Annotated in this window: 15 protein-coding genes; 5 read left to right on the top strand and 10 right to left on the bottom strand. The window is 68.3% G+C overall.

Features of this window, described 5'->3' with window-relative positions; translation table 11 throughout:
* Positions 1 to 8: 8 nt before the first annotated feature.
* Genes rsgA through JWP60_RS09730 form a run of 3 tightly spaced genes read right to left on the bottom strand, consistent with a single transcriptional unit; the run spans position 9 to position 2,541 of the window.
* Positions 9 to 941: a ribosome small subunit-dependent GTPase A gene (rsgA, locus tag JWP60_RS09740; RefSeq protein ID WP_299789882.1), complete on the bottom strand. Its 933-nt coding sequence runs from the start codon at positions 939 to 941 to the stop codon at positions 9 to 11.
* A complete protein-coding gene (locus JWP60_RS09735) occupies positions 938 to 1,276 on the bottom strand; it encodes a 4a-hydroxytetrahydrobiopterin dehydratase (RefSeq protein ID WP_299789879.1) in 339 nt (112 codons plus the stop codon). The genes rsgA and JWP60_RS09735 overlap by 4 nt, the downstream gene beginning before the upstream one ends.
* Positions 1,273 to 2,541 carry a M48 family metallopeptidase gene (locus JWP60_RS09730; RefSeq protein ID WP_299789877.1) on the bottom strand — a complete coding sequence of 423 codons (1,269 nt, stop codon included), beginning with the start codon at positions 2,539 to 2,541 and terminating at the stop codon, positions 1,273 to 1,275. The genes JWP60_RS09735 and JWP60_RS09730 overlap by 4 nt, the downstream gene beginning before the upstream one ends.
* A gap of 129 nt (positions 2,542 to 2,670) precedes the next feature.
* On the opposite strand from JWP60_RS09730, the gene orn reads away from it, so the two are divergent.
* Together orn and JWP60_RS09720 are read left to right on the top strand one after the other, a co-directional pair.
* Positions 2,671 to 3,252 (top strand): oligoribonuclease, encoded by a 582-nt coding sequence (orn, locus tag JWP60_RS09725; protein ID WP_299789874.1) that lies wholly within the window; start codon positions 2,671 to 2,673, stop codon positions 3,250 to 3,252.
* A gap of 280 nt (positions 3,253 to 3,532) precedes the next feature.
* Positions 3,533 to 5,110 (top strand): DEAD/DEAH box helicase, encoded by a 1,578-nt coding sequence (locus JWP60_RS09720; protein WP_299789871.1) that lies wholly within the window; start codon positions 3,533 to 3,535, stop codon positions 5,108 to 5,110.
* A 220-nt stretch (positions 5,111 to 5,330) separates the two neighbouring features.
* Here JWP60_RS09720 and JWP60_RS09715 read toward each other — a convergent pair whose 3' ends face one another.
* The 3 genes from JWP60_RS09715 to JWP60_RS09705 form a co-directional block, all read right to left on the bottom strand.
* Positions 5,331 to 6,560 carry a multidrug effflux MFS transporter gene (locus JWP60_RS09715; RefSeq protein WP_299789868.1) on the bottom strand — a complete coding sequence of 410 codons (1,230 nt, stop codon included), beginning with the start codon at positions 6,558 to 6,560 and terminating at the stop codon, positions 5,331 to 5,333.
* Between the two features lie 135 nt (positions 6,561 to 6,695).
* A complete protein-coding gene (gene glgC, locus JWP60_RS09710; protein WP_299789865.1) occupies positions 6,696 to 8,009 on the bottom strand; it encodes a glucose-1-phosphate adenylyltransferase in 1,314 nt (437 codons plus the stop codon).
* A 117-nt stretch (positions 8,010 to 8,126) separates the two neighbouring features.
* Positions 8,127 to 8,261 carry a hypothetical protein gene (locus JWP60_RS09705; RefSeq protein ID WP_299789862.1) on the bottom strand — a complete coding sequence of 45 codons (135 nt, stop codon included), beginning with the start codon at positions 8,259 to 8,261 and terminating at the stop codon, positions 8,127 to 8,129.
* Between the two features lie 135 nt (positions 8,262 to 8,396).
* On the opposite strand from JWP60_RS09705, the gene JWP60_RS09700 reads away from it, so the two are divergent.
* Positions 8,397 to 8,795: a hypothetical protein gene (locus JWP60_RS09700; protein WP_299789859.1), complete on the top strand. Its 399-nt coding sequence runs from the start codon at positions 8,397 to 8,399 to the stop codon at positions 8,793 to 8,795.
* A gap of 8 nt (positions 8,796 to 8,803) precedes the next feature.
* Here the strand turns inward: JWP60_RS09700 and JWP60_RS09695 are convergent, their stop codons facing one another.
* The 3 genes from JWP60_RS09695 to JWP60_RS09685 are packed head-to-tail and all read right to left on the bottom strand — an operon-like array spanning position 8,804 to position 11,318.
* On the bottom strand, positions 8,804 to 9,997 hold the full coding sequence (locus JWP60_RS09695) for a hypothetical protein (protein WP_299789856.1): 1,194 nt from the start codon (positions 9,995 to 9,997) through the stop codon (positions 8,804 to 8,806).
* Positions 9,994 to 10,614: an ATP-binding cassette domain-containing protein gene (locus JWP60_RS09690; protein ID WP_299790200.1), complete on the bottom strand. Its 621-nt coding sequence runs from the start codon at positions 10,612 to 10,614 to the stop codon at positions 9,994 to 9,996. The genes JWP60_RS09695 and JWP60_RS09690 overlap by 4 nt, the downstream gene beginning before the upstream one ends.
* Before the next feature lie 32 nt (positions 10,615 to 10,646).
* Positions 10,647 to 11,318 (bottom strand): FadR/GntR family transcriptional regulator, encoded by a 672-nt coding sequence (locus JWP60_RS09685; protein WP_299789854.1) that lies wholly within the window; start codon positions 11,316 to 11,318, stop codon positions 10,647 to 10,649.
* A 188-nt stretch (positions 11,319 to 11,506) separates the two neighbouring features.
* On the opposite strand from JWP60_RS09685, the gene JWP60_RS09680 reads away from it, so the two are divergent.
* Together JWP60_RS09680 and JWP60_RS09675 are read left to right on the top strand one after the other, a co-directional pair.
* Positions 11,507 to 11,968 (top strand): cupin domain-containing protein, encoded by a 462-nt coding sequence (locus JWP60_RS09680; RefSeq protein WP_299789852.1) that lies wholly within the window; start codon positions 11,507 to 11,509, stop codon positions 11,966 to 11,968.
* A gap of 51 nt (positions 11,969 to 12,019) precedes the next feature.
* Positions 12,020 to 13,333 (top strand): MFS transporter, encoded by a 1,314-nt coding sequence (locus tag JWP60_RS09675; RefSeq protein WP_299789849.1) that lies wholly within the window; start codon positions 12,020 to 12,022, stop codon positions 13,331 to 13,333.
* Positions 13,334 to 13,340: 7 nt separating this feature from the next.
* Here the strand turns inward: JWP60_RS09675 and JWP60_RS09670 are convergent, their stop codons facing one another.
* Positions 13,341 to 15,554 carry a TonB-dependent receptor gene (locus JWP60_RS09670; protein WP_299789847.1) on the bottom strand — a complete coding sequence of 738 codons (2,214 nt, stop codon included), beginning with the start codon at positions 15,552 to 15,554 and terminating at the stop codon, positions 13,341 to 13,343.
* Positions 15,555 to 15,608 lie beyond the last annotated feature (54 nt).

Below are 15,608 nucleotides of genomic sequence, written 5' to 3'. Positions count from 1 at the left end.
TGAAATGCCTAGTACTTCGGCTGCTGCGACAGCTCCTCGAACAGCAGGCGGTAGATGCGATAACGGCTGGGCTCGATGCGGCCTTGCGGCGCATCGGGCAGGTCGCTCACTGCCGCCATCACGCCGCAGCCCGGTTCGTGCAGGTGGGTGCAGTTGTAGAACTTGCATTGCGCCACGTGCGGCGCCAGGTCCGGCATCAGTCCGGCCAGTTGCGTCGGCGCGATGTGGTGCAGGCCGAATTCCTGGAAGCCCGGCGAGTCGATGATCGCCGTGCTGCGCTGCGGGTCCACCCAATACCAGGTGGTGGCGGTCGTCGTGTGCTTGCCGGAATTGAGCGCCTGCGAGATTTCGCCGGTCTGGGCCTGCGCCTGCGGCACCAGCAGGTTGATCAGCGTGCTCTTGCCGGCGCCCGAGGGGCCGAGCACCAGCGTCGTCTTGCCCAGCATGTGTTGCAGCAGGTGCTCGCGGTCGGTGTCCTTCGACAGCCGCAGCGACAGCGGCAGCACGCCGTAGCCCATGTGGTGATACGGCACCAGCCGGCGCCACGCGCGCTCGAAGGGCTCGACCAGGTCCGACTTGTTCAGCGCGATCACCGGGGCGATGCGCTGCGCCTCGGCGGCGATCAGGGCGCGCGCGAGTTGCATCTCCGAGAACTCGGGCTCCGCGGCGATCAGCACCAGCACCTGGTCGAGGTTGGCGGCAAACGACTTGGTGCGGACTTCGTCCTGCCGGTAGAACAGGCTGCGGCGCTCCTCCACCCTGGCGATCACGCCTTCGTCGCCGGTGGGGCGCCACTGCACGCGGTCGCCCACCACCGTCTCGTTCTTCTTGCCCTTGGCGTGGCACAGCCGGCGGCTGCCGTCCGGGGACTCCACCACGCAGTGGCGGCCGTGACTGGCCACCACCAGGCCGGGGTGCGTTGGTTCGTGATCGGGCGTCATGCGAGCAGGGCGTCGGTGCGCGCGGCGCACTCGAAGTCGGCCTCCGAGATGGCGGCGAGCGAATGCGTGCGGAAGCGCACGATGCAGCGGTCGTACTGCACCGTCAGGTCGGGGTGGTGATCCAGCGAGTTCGCGACGAAGGCCAGCGCATTCACGAAGGAGATCGTCTCGTAGTAGTCGAAGAAACTGAAGCTCTTCTCGATCGACAGCTCCGGCCCGTTGCCACTGAGCTTCCAGCCGGGAAGGTCCGCCAGCCGCTTGACGATCTCCGTGGGGGTGAGGGCGCGGCGCTGTATGCGAGACCAGTCCCGGACCTTGAGCACCGATTCCGTCATGCACTGGCCCCGGCGCCGAGCCGCGCCAGGCGTTCGGAGGCGGGCGGATGCGAGTAGTAGAACTTGACGAACACCGGGTCGGGCGTGAGGGTGGAGGCGTTGTCCTCGTAGAGTTTCAGCAGCGCGCTGCCCAGGTCCTTGCCGCTGGTCTGCGTGACGGCGAAGGCGTCGGCCTCGAACTCGTGCTTGCGCGAGAACTGCGCCATCACCGGCGAAATGAAATAGGTGAACACCGGCACGGCCAGCATGAACAGCAGCAGTGCCAGGGCGTCGTTGGGCCCCTGGACATTGGGCTGCACGCCCAGCCCGGTGTAGAACCACAGGCGGGTGGCCAGCCACCCGAGCAGCGCGAAGCCCAGCAGGCTCATCGCGAACAGCGCCACGATGCGCTTGACGATGTGCCGGTGCTTGAAGTGGCCGAGCTCGTGCGCGAGCACCGCGTCGACTTCACCCGGCGACAGCTTGGTCAGCAGCGTGTCGTAGAAGACCACGCGCTTGGCCGCGCCGAAGCCGGTGAAATACGCATTGGCATGGGCGCTGCGCCGGCTGCCGTCCATCACGAACAGGCCCTTGGCCGCGAAGCCGCAGCGCTGCATCAGCGCAGTGACGCGCGCCTTCAGCGTCTCGTCTTCGAGCGGCTGGAACTTGTTGAACAGCGGGGCGATGAAGGTGGGATACACCACCAGCAGCAGCAGGTTGAAAGCGATCCACACGCCCCAGGCCCACAGCCACCACCAGCTGCCCGCCGCCCCCATGAGCCAGAGGATGAGCGCGGCGATGGGCGCGCCGATCAGCGCACCGAGCAACGTGGACTTCACCAGGTCGCCGAGCCAGAGCTTCCAGGTGATCTTGTTGAAGCCGAAGCGCTCTTCCACCACGAAGGTCTGGTACAGCCCGAAGGGCAGGTCCACCAGGCCGCTGATCACGGCAAACGCGGCCAGCAGTGCCAGCTGCTGGATCATGCCGGTACCCAGCCAGTCCACCAGCGCGCGATTGAGCGCGTCGAGGCCGCCCAGCAGCGTCCAGGCCAGCAGCACCGCCGCGCCGAACGCCGTCTCCAGCAGGCCGACGCGCGACTTGGCCACGGTGTAGTCGGCGGCCTTGCGATGCGCCGCCAGCGACACGGTGCCGGCAAACAGCGGCGGCACGGCGTCGCGGTGGCGGACCACGTGGCGCACCTGCCGGGTCGCCAGCCAGAACTTCACCGCCAGGCCCGCCACGAGAAAGGTGGCAAAGGCAAAGGTGAGTAGGGCGGAAGCTTGCATAGGTAGGCATCTTAGTTCCCCAGGCTCCTGCCACGCCGCAGCCACGGAAACTGCACGGCCATTCGCGTGCCGCTGCGGAACCGGCTTTGCCGGGCCGCTGGTGGCGCCCATCGGCGACAATTGACGGATATGGCAGACCCGACGGCAGCAAGCGCCCAGACGCTCGCGAAGAGCGACCAGAACCTCGTCTGGCTCGACTGTGAAATGACCGGGCTCGACCCGGACCGCGATCGCCTGATCGAGATTGCGGTGGTAATCACCGGCCCCGAGCTCGAGCCGCGCATCGAAGGGCCGGCGCTCGCGATCCACCAGAGCGACGAGCAACTGGACCTGATGGACGCCTGGAACAAGGGCACCCACGGCAAGAGCGGCCTGGTCGACAAGGTGCGGGCCTCGACGCTGGACGAAGCCCAGGCCGAGCAGCAGGTGCTGGACTTCGTCAGCCGCTACGTGCCGCGCCAGGGCAGCCCGATGTGCGGCAACAGCATCGGCCAGGACCGCCGCTTCCTGGTCAAGTACATGCCGAAGCTGGAAGCCTGGTTCCACTATCGCAATCTCGACGTGAGCACGCTCAAGGAGCTGTCCAAGCGCTGGCGGCCCGAGGTCTATGCATCGTTCAAGAAGCGGCAGCTGCACACGGCGCTGGCCGATGTGCAGGAGTCGATCGATGAGCTGGCGCATTACCGTGAGCATTTTTTGAAGCTCGGGTGAACGGGCACGCTGGGGTGCCTGCCGCAACCCATCCACTGTGCCCTCAAGCGACGCCGTGGATGGCGCGCTGCAGCATCTTCGAAAACGTCCTATAATCAACGACTTGGTTGCAGACAACGCAACCTTCAATCGCGCATCTGCCTTCTCGCACCGGCTCGCCACTCAAGGCGCATAGAGCCACACAGGTTGCAAAACCTGCGTAGTCGTTGGAATGGAAGATGTTCTCTAACCATTCTGATGACGGCGCACCCGCCCTGGGTAGCGCTGCGTGGGACTCTTCATGACCGATTTCGAATCCAACTCCGTCGCCGGCGACACTGTCGCCTTCGACAACACGCCCGTGGCCTTCGACGACACGCCGGTGGCCGCGCAAGCCGTGGACAACACGCCTGCCGCGCCGAATGGCTTCGCGCTGCTGAACCTGGCGCCCGAACTGATCGCGGCCGTCGCCGACCTGGGCTTCACCCAACCGACCTCCGTGCAGCAGCAGGTGATCGGCCGTGCCCTGGCGCAGGACGCGCAAGGCCGCTCGGTGAACGACCTGATGGTCTCCAGCCAGACCGGCAGCGGCAAGACCGCGGCCTTCCTGCTGCCCGTGCTCGACACGCTGATCCGCCAGAAGGCGGCCGAAGCGGAGGCCGAACAGAAGGCCTACGACGAAGCCGTCGCCCGTGGCGATGCGGGGGCCAAGCGCGCTCGCAAGAACCCGCTGAACCCGCGCACCTTCAAGGCCGCCGTGCCCGGCGCGCTGATCCTGTGCCCGACGCGCGAACTCGCGCAGCAGGTGGCCAACGACGCCATCGACCTGGTGAAGCACGCCCGCGGCCTGCGCATCGCCAGCGTGGTGGGCGGCATGCCTTACCAGATGCAGATCGCGCGCCTGCAGAACGCCGACCTCGTGGTCGCCACGCCGGGCCGCCTGCTGGACCTGCAGCGCTCCTCGCAGATCAAGCTCGACAAGGTGCAGTTCCTGGTCGTCGATGAAGGCGACCGCATGCTGGACCTGGGCTTTGCCGAGGACCTGGAAGCGGTGCACCAGATGACCGCGAACCGTCACCAGACGATGATGTTCAGCGCCACCTTCGCGCCGCGCATCCAGCAGCTGGCCACGCGCGTGATGCGCGAGCCGCAGCGCATCCAGGTGGACTCGCCCCAGGCGGCCCACGCCAACATCCAGCAGAAGCTGTTCTGGGCGGATACCCCCCAGCACAAGCGCCAGCTGCTGGATCACTGGCTGCGTGACAAGAGCATCGACCAGGCCATCGTCTTCGCCAGCACCCAGATCGAGTGCGATGCGCTCGCCGAAGACCTGCAGCAGGAGGGCTTCGACGCCGTCGCGCTGCACGGTGCCCTGTCGCAGGGCCTGCGCAACCGCCGCCTGATGGCGCTGCGTCGTGGCCAGGTGCAGATCCTGGTGGCGACCGATGTGGCCGCGCGCGGCATCGACGTGCCGACGATCACGCACGTGTTCAACTTCGGCCTGCCGATGAAGAGCGAGGACTACACCCACCGCATCGGTCGCACGGGCCGTGCCGGACGCGACGGCCTGGCCGTCACGTTCGCCGAATTCCGCGACCGTCGCAAGATCGGTGACATCGAGCATTACAGCAAGCAGCGCATCCAGGCGGAAGTGATTCCGGGCTTGGAGCCGAAGCAGCGCTTCTCCGCGCCGCCGCCGGCCCGCGCCGGCTTCGGTAGCCGCCCCGCGCGTCCGGGCGATCGTCGCCCGGCTGGTGGTTTCGGCAAGGCACCCGGCTCCGGCGCCAAGAGCTTCGGCCCGCGTGACGGCCAGGGCAGCCGCGATGGCGGCTTCGGCGGCCGCGACCGCGACGCCGGTCGTGGGCGTCCGACGCGCTAACGCGCGGTGATGGGGATTGAACAGGGCGGCCGTTGGCCGCCCTTTTTCTTTAGTGCATCAAGCAATCTTGAACGCAGAAGTCGCAGAACGAATTCAGAACACGCAGAAGAATATCCGAGAAGGATTTCAACTTCCGGATCCTTCTGCGTGTTTGGTTTTCCTTCTGCGACTTCTGCGTTCAAGATTCGCCGATCCAGGCGCGAGCCATCCAGCCAGACCCCTATGCGATCGCCGCGCGCCCCGTCTCCGGCCACTGGCGCCTGAGCCAGAGCCACGCCACCAGCCCCACGCTCATCATCAGCAGCGAAGCGAGCGCAAGGTGGCGCGTCGATCCCATCACCAGGGGCGCGATCACGCCGGCCACGATGCCGTTGGCCGTGGAGCCGATGAAGGCCTGCAGCGAGGAGGCCATGCCGCGCCGCTCGGGGTAGAGGTCCAGCACCAGCAGCGTCACCACCGGCACCATCAGCGCCCAGCCGAAGGCGAACAGCGCGATCGGAAACAGCGCCCATTCCACGCGCGGCGTGAACAGCCAGTTCGCCGCCACGTTGACCAGCGACACCGTGAACATCACCACGAAGCCCCAGCGGATCTGGTGCTTGGGCTGGATGCGTCCGGCCAGCCGCCCGCTGGCGAAGGAGCCGGCCATGATGCCGCCGATGGTGAGCAGGAAAAACCAGAAGAACTGCGTCGGTGCCAGATGCAGGTGCTCGCCCAGGAACGCGGGCGCCGACAGCACGTAGAGGAACATGCCGTTGAAAGGCACGCCACTCGCCAGCGCCAGCAGCAGGAACAGCGGATCCGATCCGAGCTGCCAGTAGCCGCGCAGCAGGTTGCGGACGTTGAACGACTGCTTGTGGGTGGCGTGCAGCGTCTCCGGCAGCAACTGGTAGTTGGCGATCCACAGCGCGATGCCCACGCCCGTGAGGAACCAGAAGATGCTGTGCCAGCCCGCGTGCACCAGCAGCCAGCCGCCGACCACGGGCGCGATCGCCGGCGCGACGCCGAAGTAGATCGTCACCTGGCTCATGACCTTCTGCGCCTGGTCCGGGGGGAACATGTCGCGGATCACCGCGCGCGACACGACCCAGCCGGCGCCGGTCGACAGTCCCTGCAAGGCGCGGAACAGCACCAGCTGGCCCACGTGCTGCGAGAGGGCGCAACCGATCGAGGCCAGCGTGAACACCGCGATGCCGCACAGCACCACCGGGCGCCGGCCGAAGCTGTCGGCGAGCGCACCGTGGAACAGGTTCATGAAGGCAAACCCGAACAGGTACGCCGACAGCGTCTGCTGCATCTCCACCGGCGTCGCGTTCAGCGCCTGCGCGATGCCCGAGAACGCGGGGATGTAGGTGTCGATCGAGAACGGACCGAGCATCCCGAGCAGCGCCAGCAGCATGGCGAGCGCCCAGCGCGGGGCGGTCCAGATTTGGTGGGCGTCGGGATTCATTGCGCAGAGCAGGGCAAAGGTCCGCTTGTACCAGACCTCGCGGATCGGGGCTCTCGTGGGCCGGTAGGCTGGGCTGCCGCAGGCACCCCAGCGTTTGCCGCGGCCGGTGCTGGGGTTCGCTGCGCGAAGCCCAGCCTACGTCGCCTGTAGCTTGTCCAGCATTTCCTTGGTGACCAGCACCACGCCGCTTTCGGTGCGGTAGAACCGGCGGCTGTCTTCGTCCGCGTTTTCGCCGATGACCGCGCCCTCGGGCAGCTTGCAGCCGCGGTCGATCACGACCTTGGACAAGCGGCAGCCGCGGGAGATGGTGGTGTCGGGCATGATCACCGCCTCGTGGATCGTGCAGCAGGCATCGACCTTCACGTTGGAGAACAGCACCGCGCGCCTGATGTTCGATCCCACCACGATGCAGCCGCCGGAGACCAGCACATTGGAAGTCTCGCCGTTGAGGCCGCGCTCGTCGGGGACGAACTTGGCGGGCGGCAACTGCTCCTGGTAGGTCCACACCGGCCAGTTGCGGTCGTACAGATTGAGCTCCGGCAGGTCGGAGGCGAGGTCCAGGTTGGCGGCCCAGAACGCGTCGACCGTGCCGACGTCGCGCCAGTAAGGCCGGTGGCGCGTGGACGCCGGGATGCTCGAGAGGTTCAGCGGGTGCGCCAGCGCGCCGCCGTCGCGCACGATCTTGGGAATCAGGTTCTTGCCGAAGTCGTGCTCGGAACTGTCGTCGGCGCCGTCCTGCTCCAGCAGCTGGTACAGGTACTCGGCATCGAACACGTAGATGCCCATGCTGCCCAGCGCGCGGTCCGGTTTGCCGGGAATCGCCGGCGGGTCCTTGGGCTTTTCGAGGAAGTCGGTGATGCGGCGGCGTTCGTCGACGTGCATCACGCCCAGCGCGGTCGCTTCCATGCGCGGCACCTCGATGCAGCCGACCGTGACCTTCGCCTTGCTCTCCACATGGTCCAGCAGCATCAGCGAGTAGTCCTGCTTGTAGATGTGGTCGCCGGCGAGCACCAGGATGTATTCGGGCTCGTAGGCGCGCAGGATGTCGATGTTCTGCGTGATGGCATCGGCGGTGCCGCGGTACCAGAAGGCCTCGTTCACCCGCTGCTGGGCGGGCAGCAGGTCGATGAACTCGTTCTGCTCGCCGCGCAGGAAGCTCCAGCCGCGCTGCAGGTGCCGCAGCAGCGAGTGCGACTTGTACTGCGTGAGCACGCCGATTCGGCGGATGCCCGAGTTGATGCAGTTGGACAGCGTGAAGTCGATGATGCGGAACTTGCCGCCGAAGTACACGGCCGGCTTGGCGCGCCGGTCGGTGAGATCCATCAGCCGCGAGCCGCGGCCGCCGGCCAGCACCAGCGCGATCGTTCGCTTGGGAAGCTCGCGCGCCAGCACCACCCGTTCGACCGCCGAGTCGGGGCCAAGCCCGCCCACGGCTTCGAGAATGCTCATGTTCTCTTTCATCACGTTATGCCTCTGTTAGCCCGGCTTCACTGTGTGACAGGCGCACACACAGCCATGTAGGACGCCAGCGCTTTTCCTGCGCCAGCCCGGCATTCGACGCGCACCTCAAGACGCTGCGTTGCTGCTGCGTTGCTCCTCCTTGCGGCGCCGGACGGTGCGCTTCCGGACGAGCGCGGCGGCCCCCAGCCACGCGGCACCGACGGCAAGGAGCAGGATGAAGGCGTTGGCGATGTTGATCATCCCTGTTGGACTGGCCGGCCGCGGCACGTTCGTAGGACGCCACCCCAATTGGAGGAGGGGGCCGCAAGGCGGCACCGTGGCGCGCCGCGATCCGGCTAGCATGACCCTCTCGCCGATCGATCCGGGAGCCACACCGTGCCGCTTGCCACCCCTCGAACGCGCATCGCTTTCCTGCTGCTGGCTGCCGCATTGCTGCTGGTGGTCGCGGCCGTCGTCGCCAGCGTGGTGTGGCTGCACGATCCGGTGCTGGCCGCCATTCTCGCGACCGCGGGGGTGGCGGCCAGCGTGGGCGGCGGGTTCGCATACGCCGTGTCGCGCGAAGGCGATGGCGCAGCGGCCTGGGCCGCCGATCGCCTGCCGGACGTCGCGACGCCGGTGGCGCCGATCCCGGTGCCGCGCGCGCCGATCCGGATCCAGTCGCTACCCGTGGCCGATCTCCCGCCGGCTTACCTGGCCGCGGTCATGAAGGGCGTGCATGCCAATCGCACGGCGCAGCCGGCGCGCGTGCTGCCCGAGGTCGAGCTGCGGCACTGATCGCCGGGTCACAGCAGCGCGTACAGCGTGCCGCAGGCGAGCGCCGCCACCAGCACGCGCGACACGAAGCGGCCACGCTCGCCGCTGCGATCCAGCCAGGCCATGGCGACCATCGCCGCCATGCCGATCGGCACCAGGGCAAGCGCCATCGGCGAACCGCTTGCGTGCCAGAGGGTGAACGCCAGCGGCAGCGAGAGCACTGCGAATCCCGCCGAGAGCACGAGCAGCGTGATGCGAAACAGCGTGCCGGCCGCGATGCCGAGCGCTGCGTGCATTCGCTCCATCGGCCGGTGCAGGCGCTTCACGTCGAGAGCCAGGGCCGCCACCCGGAACAGCAGCGGCGGCAGCAGCAAGAGCAGGGCGACGGCAATCACCGGGGCTTGCACGCCGCCGCGCTGGAGAAAGGCGAACAGCGGCGCCGGCATCGCGGCCGTGAGCAGCAGTCCGAAATGCCGGCCGAGCGCGCCAGTGCCGAACAGAAAGCGCACGGTGATCGCGGCCAGCTGCACGCCGGGGGACCAGTGCGCCCGCAAGGCGAGCCAGGGTTGACGCAGGCGGGGGGCGCGCGCCCTCGCACGCGGCTTGTGGGCCAGGCCGGCGGCCATGCCCGCCAACGTGCCTGCGCACAACAGCCACGGCTGCCCGCTCGCACCGATCGCCGCGAAGCCCGCGCAGGAGCCGAGCACGCAATACGCGACGCCGCGCGGCCGGCGCAGCGCGAGGCACTGCACCACCGGAACCTGGCCGGCCAGCGCGAGCACCGCTGCCATCGCGCCGCTGGTGGTCGTGCGCTGGAGCGCGAGCGAAGCCACGGCCGCGACGAAGGGCAGCCACAGGGGCAGGTCGGCGATCGCCAGCACGGTGAGGTCGACGGCTGCCGCCACGCGGGGCGCGAGCGGCATCGCGGTGAGGTGGTCCCAGGCCTTGCCACCGGCCACCGCCTGTCCTTGCAAGGCCGTCCACGACCAGGCCAGCAGCAGCATCGTGGCCCACACTGCGATGGAGCGCGCCGGATGGTCCGTCTGCACCGTCTGCAGCACGGGCGTGGCCAGCAGGTGCAACTGCTCCGCGAGCGGCATGTCCGCCGGCGACAGGAGCAACAACAGGAACACCATCGCGTGCCAGCGCCGCACCAGCAGGGCAAAGGTGGCGGCCGCGAGATGCCGCAGCCGCCAGCCGCACAGCTGGGGATAGAGACTCATGCCGCTTGCAGCGAGGCGAGTTCTATCGGCTGCGCGCCCAGCCGCTGTTGCTGGCCGATGTCATGGCAGGTGAGGACCACCAGTCCCCGTTGCGCGCGCTGCGCCAGCTGCTCCCGCAGGACTTCGAAGGAGGCCGCATCCAGGCCGTTGGTGGGTTCGTCGAGCAGGAGCACGGGCGTGGCGCACATCAGCGCCGAGACCAGCAGGAACTTGCGGGCGGTGCCGAGCGACATCGCGCCGAAGCGCACATCCAGCTGCGACTGCAGCTGCAAGGCGACCAGCAGCTCTTGCGCGATGCTGTCGTCGCAGCCGCGCAGGCCCTGCACGAAGGCGAGCCATTCGCGCCCGGTGAGAAAGGGGTAGACGGGGCAGTCGTCCGGCACGTAGGCGAGCAGGCGGCGTGCCGCCTGCGGCTGCGCGGCGAGGCTGTGGCCCTGCACCAGGATCTCCCCGGCATCGGGCGCCAGCGCGCCGGCCAGCAGCGCCAGCAAGGTCGTCTTGCCCGCGCCGTTGGGGGCACGCACGCACAGCATGCGCGGCGCATCCCAGGCGAAGTCGAGGCGCCGGAACACCATGCGCTCGCCCATGCGCCGGGCGACGCCGCGCGCGGCGAGCATCGCAGTCAAGGGGACCTCCGCATGGCGGGATCCTAATACCCCACCATGTTCCTGCGCACGTGGGCGAGATGGACCCGGGTTGCTTCCTTGGCGGTCTGCGCATCGCGCTCGCGCAGCGCCTGCACGATGTTGCGATGCTCCTTCTCGTACTCGGCGCGGCGTTCGGGCGTCACGCTGCGCTTCTTCAACAGGCCCCACTCGGCGCGGGAGCGGACCTGGTTCATCAGGCGGAACACGTTGAGCATGAAGCCGTTGTGCGCCGCTTCGGCAATCACCTCGTGCAGCATGCCGTCCCAATATTCGAACTCCTCCAGCGAGGGCGCCGACTCGGCGCGCTCGCAGCAGGTCAGCATGCGGGCGAAGTCGCCGACGGTTGCGTTCGCAACGACCATCTCGACGACCGCGGGTTCGAGGACCAGGCGCGCCTCCATCAGCTCCGAAGGACTGATGCCGTCCAGATGCAGGCCGGCCGCGTTGTGCGCGAGCAGCGTGCCGATGTCGTCGGACACGTAGGTGCCGCTGCCCACGGTCGGCGTGATCAGCTTCTGGTCCTTGAAGTCCGCCAGCACGCGGCGCACCGTGGTGCGGCTCACGCCGAACTGCTCGCCGAGCTCGCGCTCGGTCGGGATGCGGTGGCCCGGTGGCCATTGGCCCGACTTCAGCCGGGCCCGGATCGCGTCGCGCAGGGTGGCGGCAGGCGTCATGGGGCGGATTGGTGCACTTGGGTGTACCAATGATCCCCGCCGCGGCGGGCTGGCGCGGCAGTGCTTTCCCTCGAAAACCGAAGCTTTAGGGGAAATCCCCGCGCATTGGTACACCGTGGCGACACCAATTGGTATTGCGCATCGCCGCCGGCTTGCCGACCATACGCCCGAACAACCCAGGAGTTCCCATGACGGTCACCGCATTCACCCCCAACGCCAGGAACCACGCCGGACTCGGCGCGCTTGCCTCCCGTGTCGTGCACGCCAACGACATGGAATGGGAGCCGATCAAGTACCCCGGCTGCCAGGTCAAGACGCTCATGGTCGATCCGAAGAGCGGGCTGCTGACCGTGCTGCTGAAGATGGAGCCGGGTGCGCTGCTGCCGGACCACGAGCATGCGCTGATGGAGCAGACCTACATGATCGAAGGCCGCCTGGTGGACACCGAAGGTCCGGAGAAGGGCCTGGAGGTCGGCCCCGGCGAATTCGTCTACCGGCCCGCCGGCAGCCGCCACTCCGCGTACACGCCCGAGGGCGGCCTGATGCTGGCCATCTTCCAGGTGCCCAACAAGTTCTTCGAAAAGGATGGCGGCATCGTGGACCTGGTGGGCCAGGACTGGCAGAAGAAATGGGGCCACGTGGTGGGTTGAGCCCGTGCGCCCTTGACGACGTTCCAAAAACATAATCACCTGGAGACAAGCATGGAGAGCACTTCGTTGGGCCAGCAGGAGCTGGCGGGCGTACCCGCCGGCGCAGGCGGCGCGTTCGCCTGGTACAAGGAACTGGGAAGCAAGGAGCGCAGGACCTTCTGGGCCTGCTTCGGAGGCTGGTCGCTCGACGCGATGGACGCCAACCTGTACAGCTTCGTGATCCCGACGCTGATCGCGGCCTGGGGCATGTCGCGCGGCGACGCCGGCATGCTGGCGACGGGGGCGTTGCTGTCGTCGTCCATCGGCGGCTGGATGGCCGGCATCATCTGCGACCGCATCGGCCGCGTGCGCACGCTGCAGCTCACGGTCGTGTGGTTCGCGGTGTTCACGGCGCTGAGCGCCTTCACCAACTCGTACTCCGAGCTGCTGGTGGTGCGCATCCTGCAGGGACTCGGCTTCGGTGGCGAATGGGCGGCCGGCGCCTTGCTGATCGGCGAGATCATCCGCCCGCAGCATCGCGGCAAGGGCAATGGCGTGGTGCACAGCGGGTGGGCCGTGGGCTGGGCCGCGGCGGCGCTGCTCTACACCTTCCTGTTCTCGGTATTGCCGCCGCAGCATGCCTGGCGAGTGCTGTTCGCGGCGGGTCTGCTGCCGGCCGCCTTCGTGTTCTTCATCCGCCGCTTCATCGAGGAGCCGAGCAGCTTCGTCGCGGTGCAGCGCAAGTACCAGCAAGGCGCCGCGCGGGCCAGCAGCCTGCGCATCTTCCAGGGACCGTACCTGCGCATCACGCTGTTCGCCTCGCTGCTGGCCGTGGGAGCGCAAGGCGGCTTCTACGCCATCATGGTGTGGCTGCCCACGTACCTGAAGACCACGCGCTCGCTCTCGGTGCTCAACACCGGGGGCTACCTGATGGTGGTGATTTCCGCTTCGTTTCTCGGCTACGTGATCAGCGCGTACCTCACGGACGTCATCGGCCGGCGCAAGTGCTTCTACCTGTTCTCGATCTGCTCGGCGCTCACGGTGCTGGCCTACACCTTCCTGGACATCGGCAACACCGCGATGCTGTTCCTCGGGTTTCCGCTCGGCTTCTTCGCCTCCGGGATCTACAGCCCGATCGGCGCGTTCTTCAACGAGCTCTATCCCACGGAGATCCGCGGCTCGGGCGTCGGCTTCTGCTTCAACTTCGGACGCGCCGTGGGTGCGGTGTTCCCGGCGCTCGTCGGCGCCCTGAGCGGCACGATCTCGCTCGGGCAGGCGATCGGCTTCTTTGCGGTGGGTGCCTACGGCCTGATCATCATTGCCGCTTCGCTGCTGCCGGAGACCATGGGCCAGGCGCTGCGGTCCGAGTCGCTGGAACCAGCGTGATCAGGCGCTAGTCCCAGACGTAGCGCACGCCGACGAACGCCGTGCGCGGCGCGGCCGGCCCGATGAAGCGGGCCGGCTGCGGATCCTCCCCGGGGGCCAGCGTCCGCCCGCCCGGAAAGAAATCGAAGTTGCCGACCGCGGTGGTGGCGAAGCGCTTGTCGGTCACGTTGTTCACGCGCAGCCAGGCCTCCCAGCCGCGCGCGAACAGCCAGCTCGCACGGGCGTTCAACACGCCGTAGCCAGCGACCCGGCCCAGCTGCGGCACATTGCCGCTTTCATTGCCGGAGACCACCTGGCCACTCGCGGCCAGCAGGTCCACGCCCAGCCGCACTTGCGGCAGCGCGCGCCAGCCGAGGGACAGCTTGAGCACCTGCTTAGGAATGCCCGCGAGGCGCGTACCGGGCTGGAAGGTGTTGGGCGTGGTGTCGGTGCTCAGGGGACCGGGCAGCACGCCGCTGGACTGATAGGTCGCATCGACGTGGTTGTAGCTCGCGCTCCAGTCCCATGTGCGTTGCCGACCTTGCACCGCGAGTTCGAGACCCTGCCGGCGCGTGCGGTCGATGTTGGTGAAGAAGCCGGCCTGCGACACGCCGGAGCGCACGAACACGATGTCGTCGCGGTTGTCGGTGCGGAACACCGCGGCGGACCACTGCACGCCCTGGCTCACGGTGCCGCGCACGCCGGCTTCGAAGGTGCGGCTGACCACCTGGCGCAGGAAGGGGTCGGCCTGCAGTCCCGTGGGCAGCACGCAGGGCTGCGCGGGATCGGCGCAACCGAGCTCCAGGGCGGTGGGCACGCGGTTGCCTTGCGCCGCATTGCCGAAGAGGACGAGGCCGTCGCGCACGACGTAGCTCGCCCCCAGGGCCGGATTCAGCTTGCTGTAGCGGAAGGACTCGTCGAGCGCGGCATCGGGATGCCCCAAGGCGTTCTCGACCCGCACCAGGTTCCAGCGCAAGGAAGGCGTGAGCAAGGTGCGCGGCGACAGCGTCACGATGTCGGCGGCGAACAGCGCCAGGCGCTGCGTGCGTCCGCGCAGCGCCACCTCGTGCTGTTCCTCGGTCCCCGCCACGGGCACTGCGTTGCGGTCCGCATCGAACACGGCGTCCTGCGTGAACTGGTCGTGCCGCAGCCGGTTCGTGGCGACTTCGCCGCCGAGCGTGAGTTCGTGGCTGCCGCGCGCGCGGGTCCATTGCAACGCAAGGCCGGCCTCGTCCTGGCGCGAGCGGCTGCGGTTGAAGGTGGCAGGCGGGGGGCTCACCGAGGTGCCGGCGTCGACCTGCGCGATGTCGCCGGTGCTGCCGTCGCGGCTGCTGCTGCGCAGCCACGATTGCAGGGCAAGCGTGGTGTCCGCGTCGAGCGTGTGGCTGCCCTGGAAGGTCAGCAGCGTGTCCTGGCTGCGGGTGCGGTCCGGCGCGGTGTAGACGGCCCGCCAGTCCGCCGCGGCCAGCGATTCGTTGAGGAGGCCGTTGCCCGCGAGATTGCTGCCCGCCACCAGCAAGCTCACGCTCCAGTCCGTGTCGGCCTGCTTGCGTCCGCCTTTCAGGAACACGTTGGCGAGCTTTCCACTTGACCGGTCGCGCCAGCCCTGCTCGTCGAACAGCGTCGCGGCGACGAACAGATGCGAGCCGTCCTCGTTGCGCCGCCCCTGCGCGAAGTCCAGTCGCTTGCGCTGGCCGCTGCCGAAGGAGATCTCCGCCTCGCCACCCGGATGCGTGAGGCCCGATCGGGTGGTGAGCACCAGCGCGCCGGCCAGCGTGTTCAGGCCATAGAGCGGATTCGACCCGGGCACCAGCACCAGGTCGGCGATCGCTGCTTCGGGCAGCAAGTCCCAGCTGACGATGTCGCCGAAGGGCTGGTTCATGCGCACGCCATCGAGGTACAGCGACAGTCCCTGCGGCGTTCCGAGCAGCGGCGACAGGCGCTGGCCGCGATAGGTGATGTCCACCTGGAAAGGGCTGCCCTGGACGTCGCTGGCGATCACGCCCTGCAGGCGGCGGTTCATGAACTCCGCCAGGTTGGAGGCGCCCGATTCGCGGCGCGCCGCTTCGTCCGCCTGCTGCGCGTTGCCCGGATAGAGCGCGCGCGGAATGCCGAAGCCGGGCAGCGGCGCCTGCTGGATCACGGTGACCTCGGGCAGCGTCGGCACCTCCTGCGCGCAAGCGGAAGCCGCAAGGACAGGGAACATCGGCAGCAGCAGGAGGCGGCGGCGGTGCGGCGTCATGCCGGCCAGCGTACCGGTTCGCGCGCAGGGACCAAGGGAGGATTTCCCGGCGCT

The organism is Ramlibacter sp. (genome assembly GCF_028291745.1).
Lineage (GTDB): Bacteria > Pseudomonadota > Gammaproteobacteria > Burkholderiales > Burkholderiaceae_C > Ramlibacter.
Note: the sequence above shows the minus strand (reverse complement) of the source record. Positions and strands in the feature narration are given on the sequence as shown.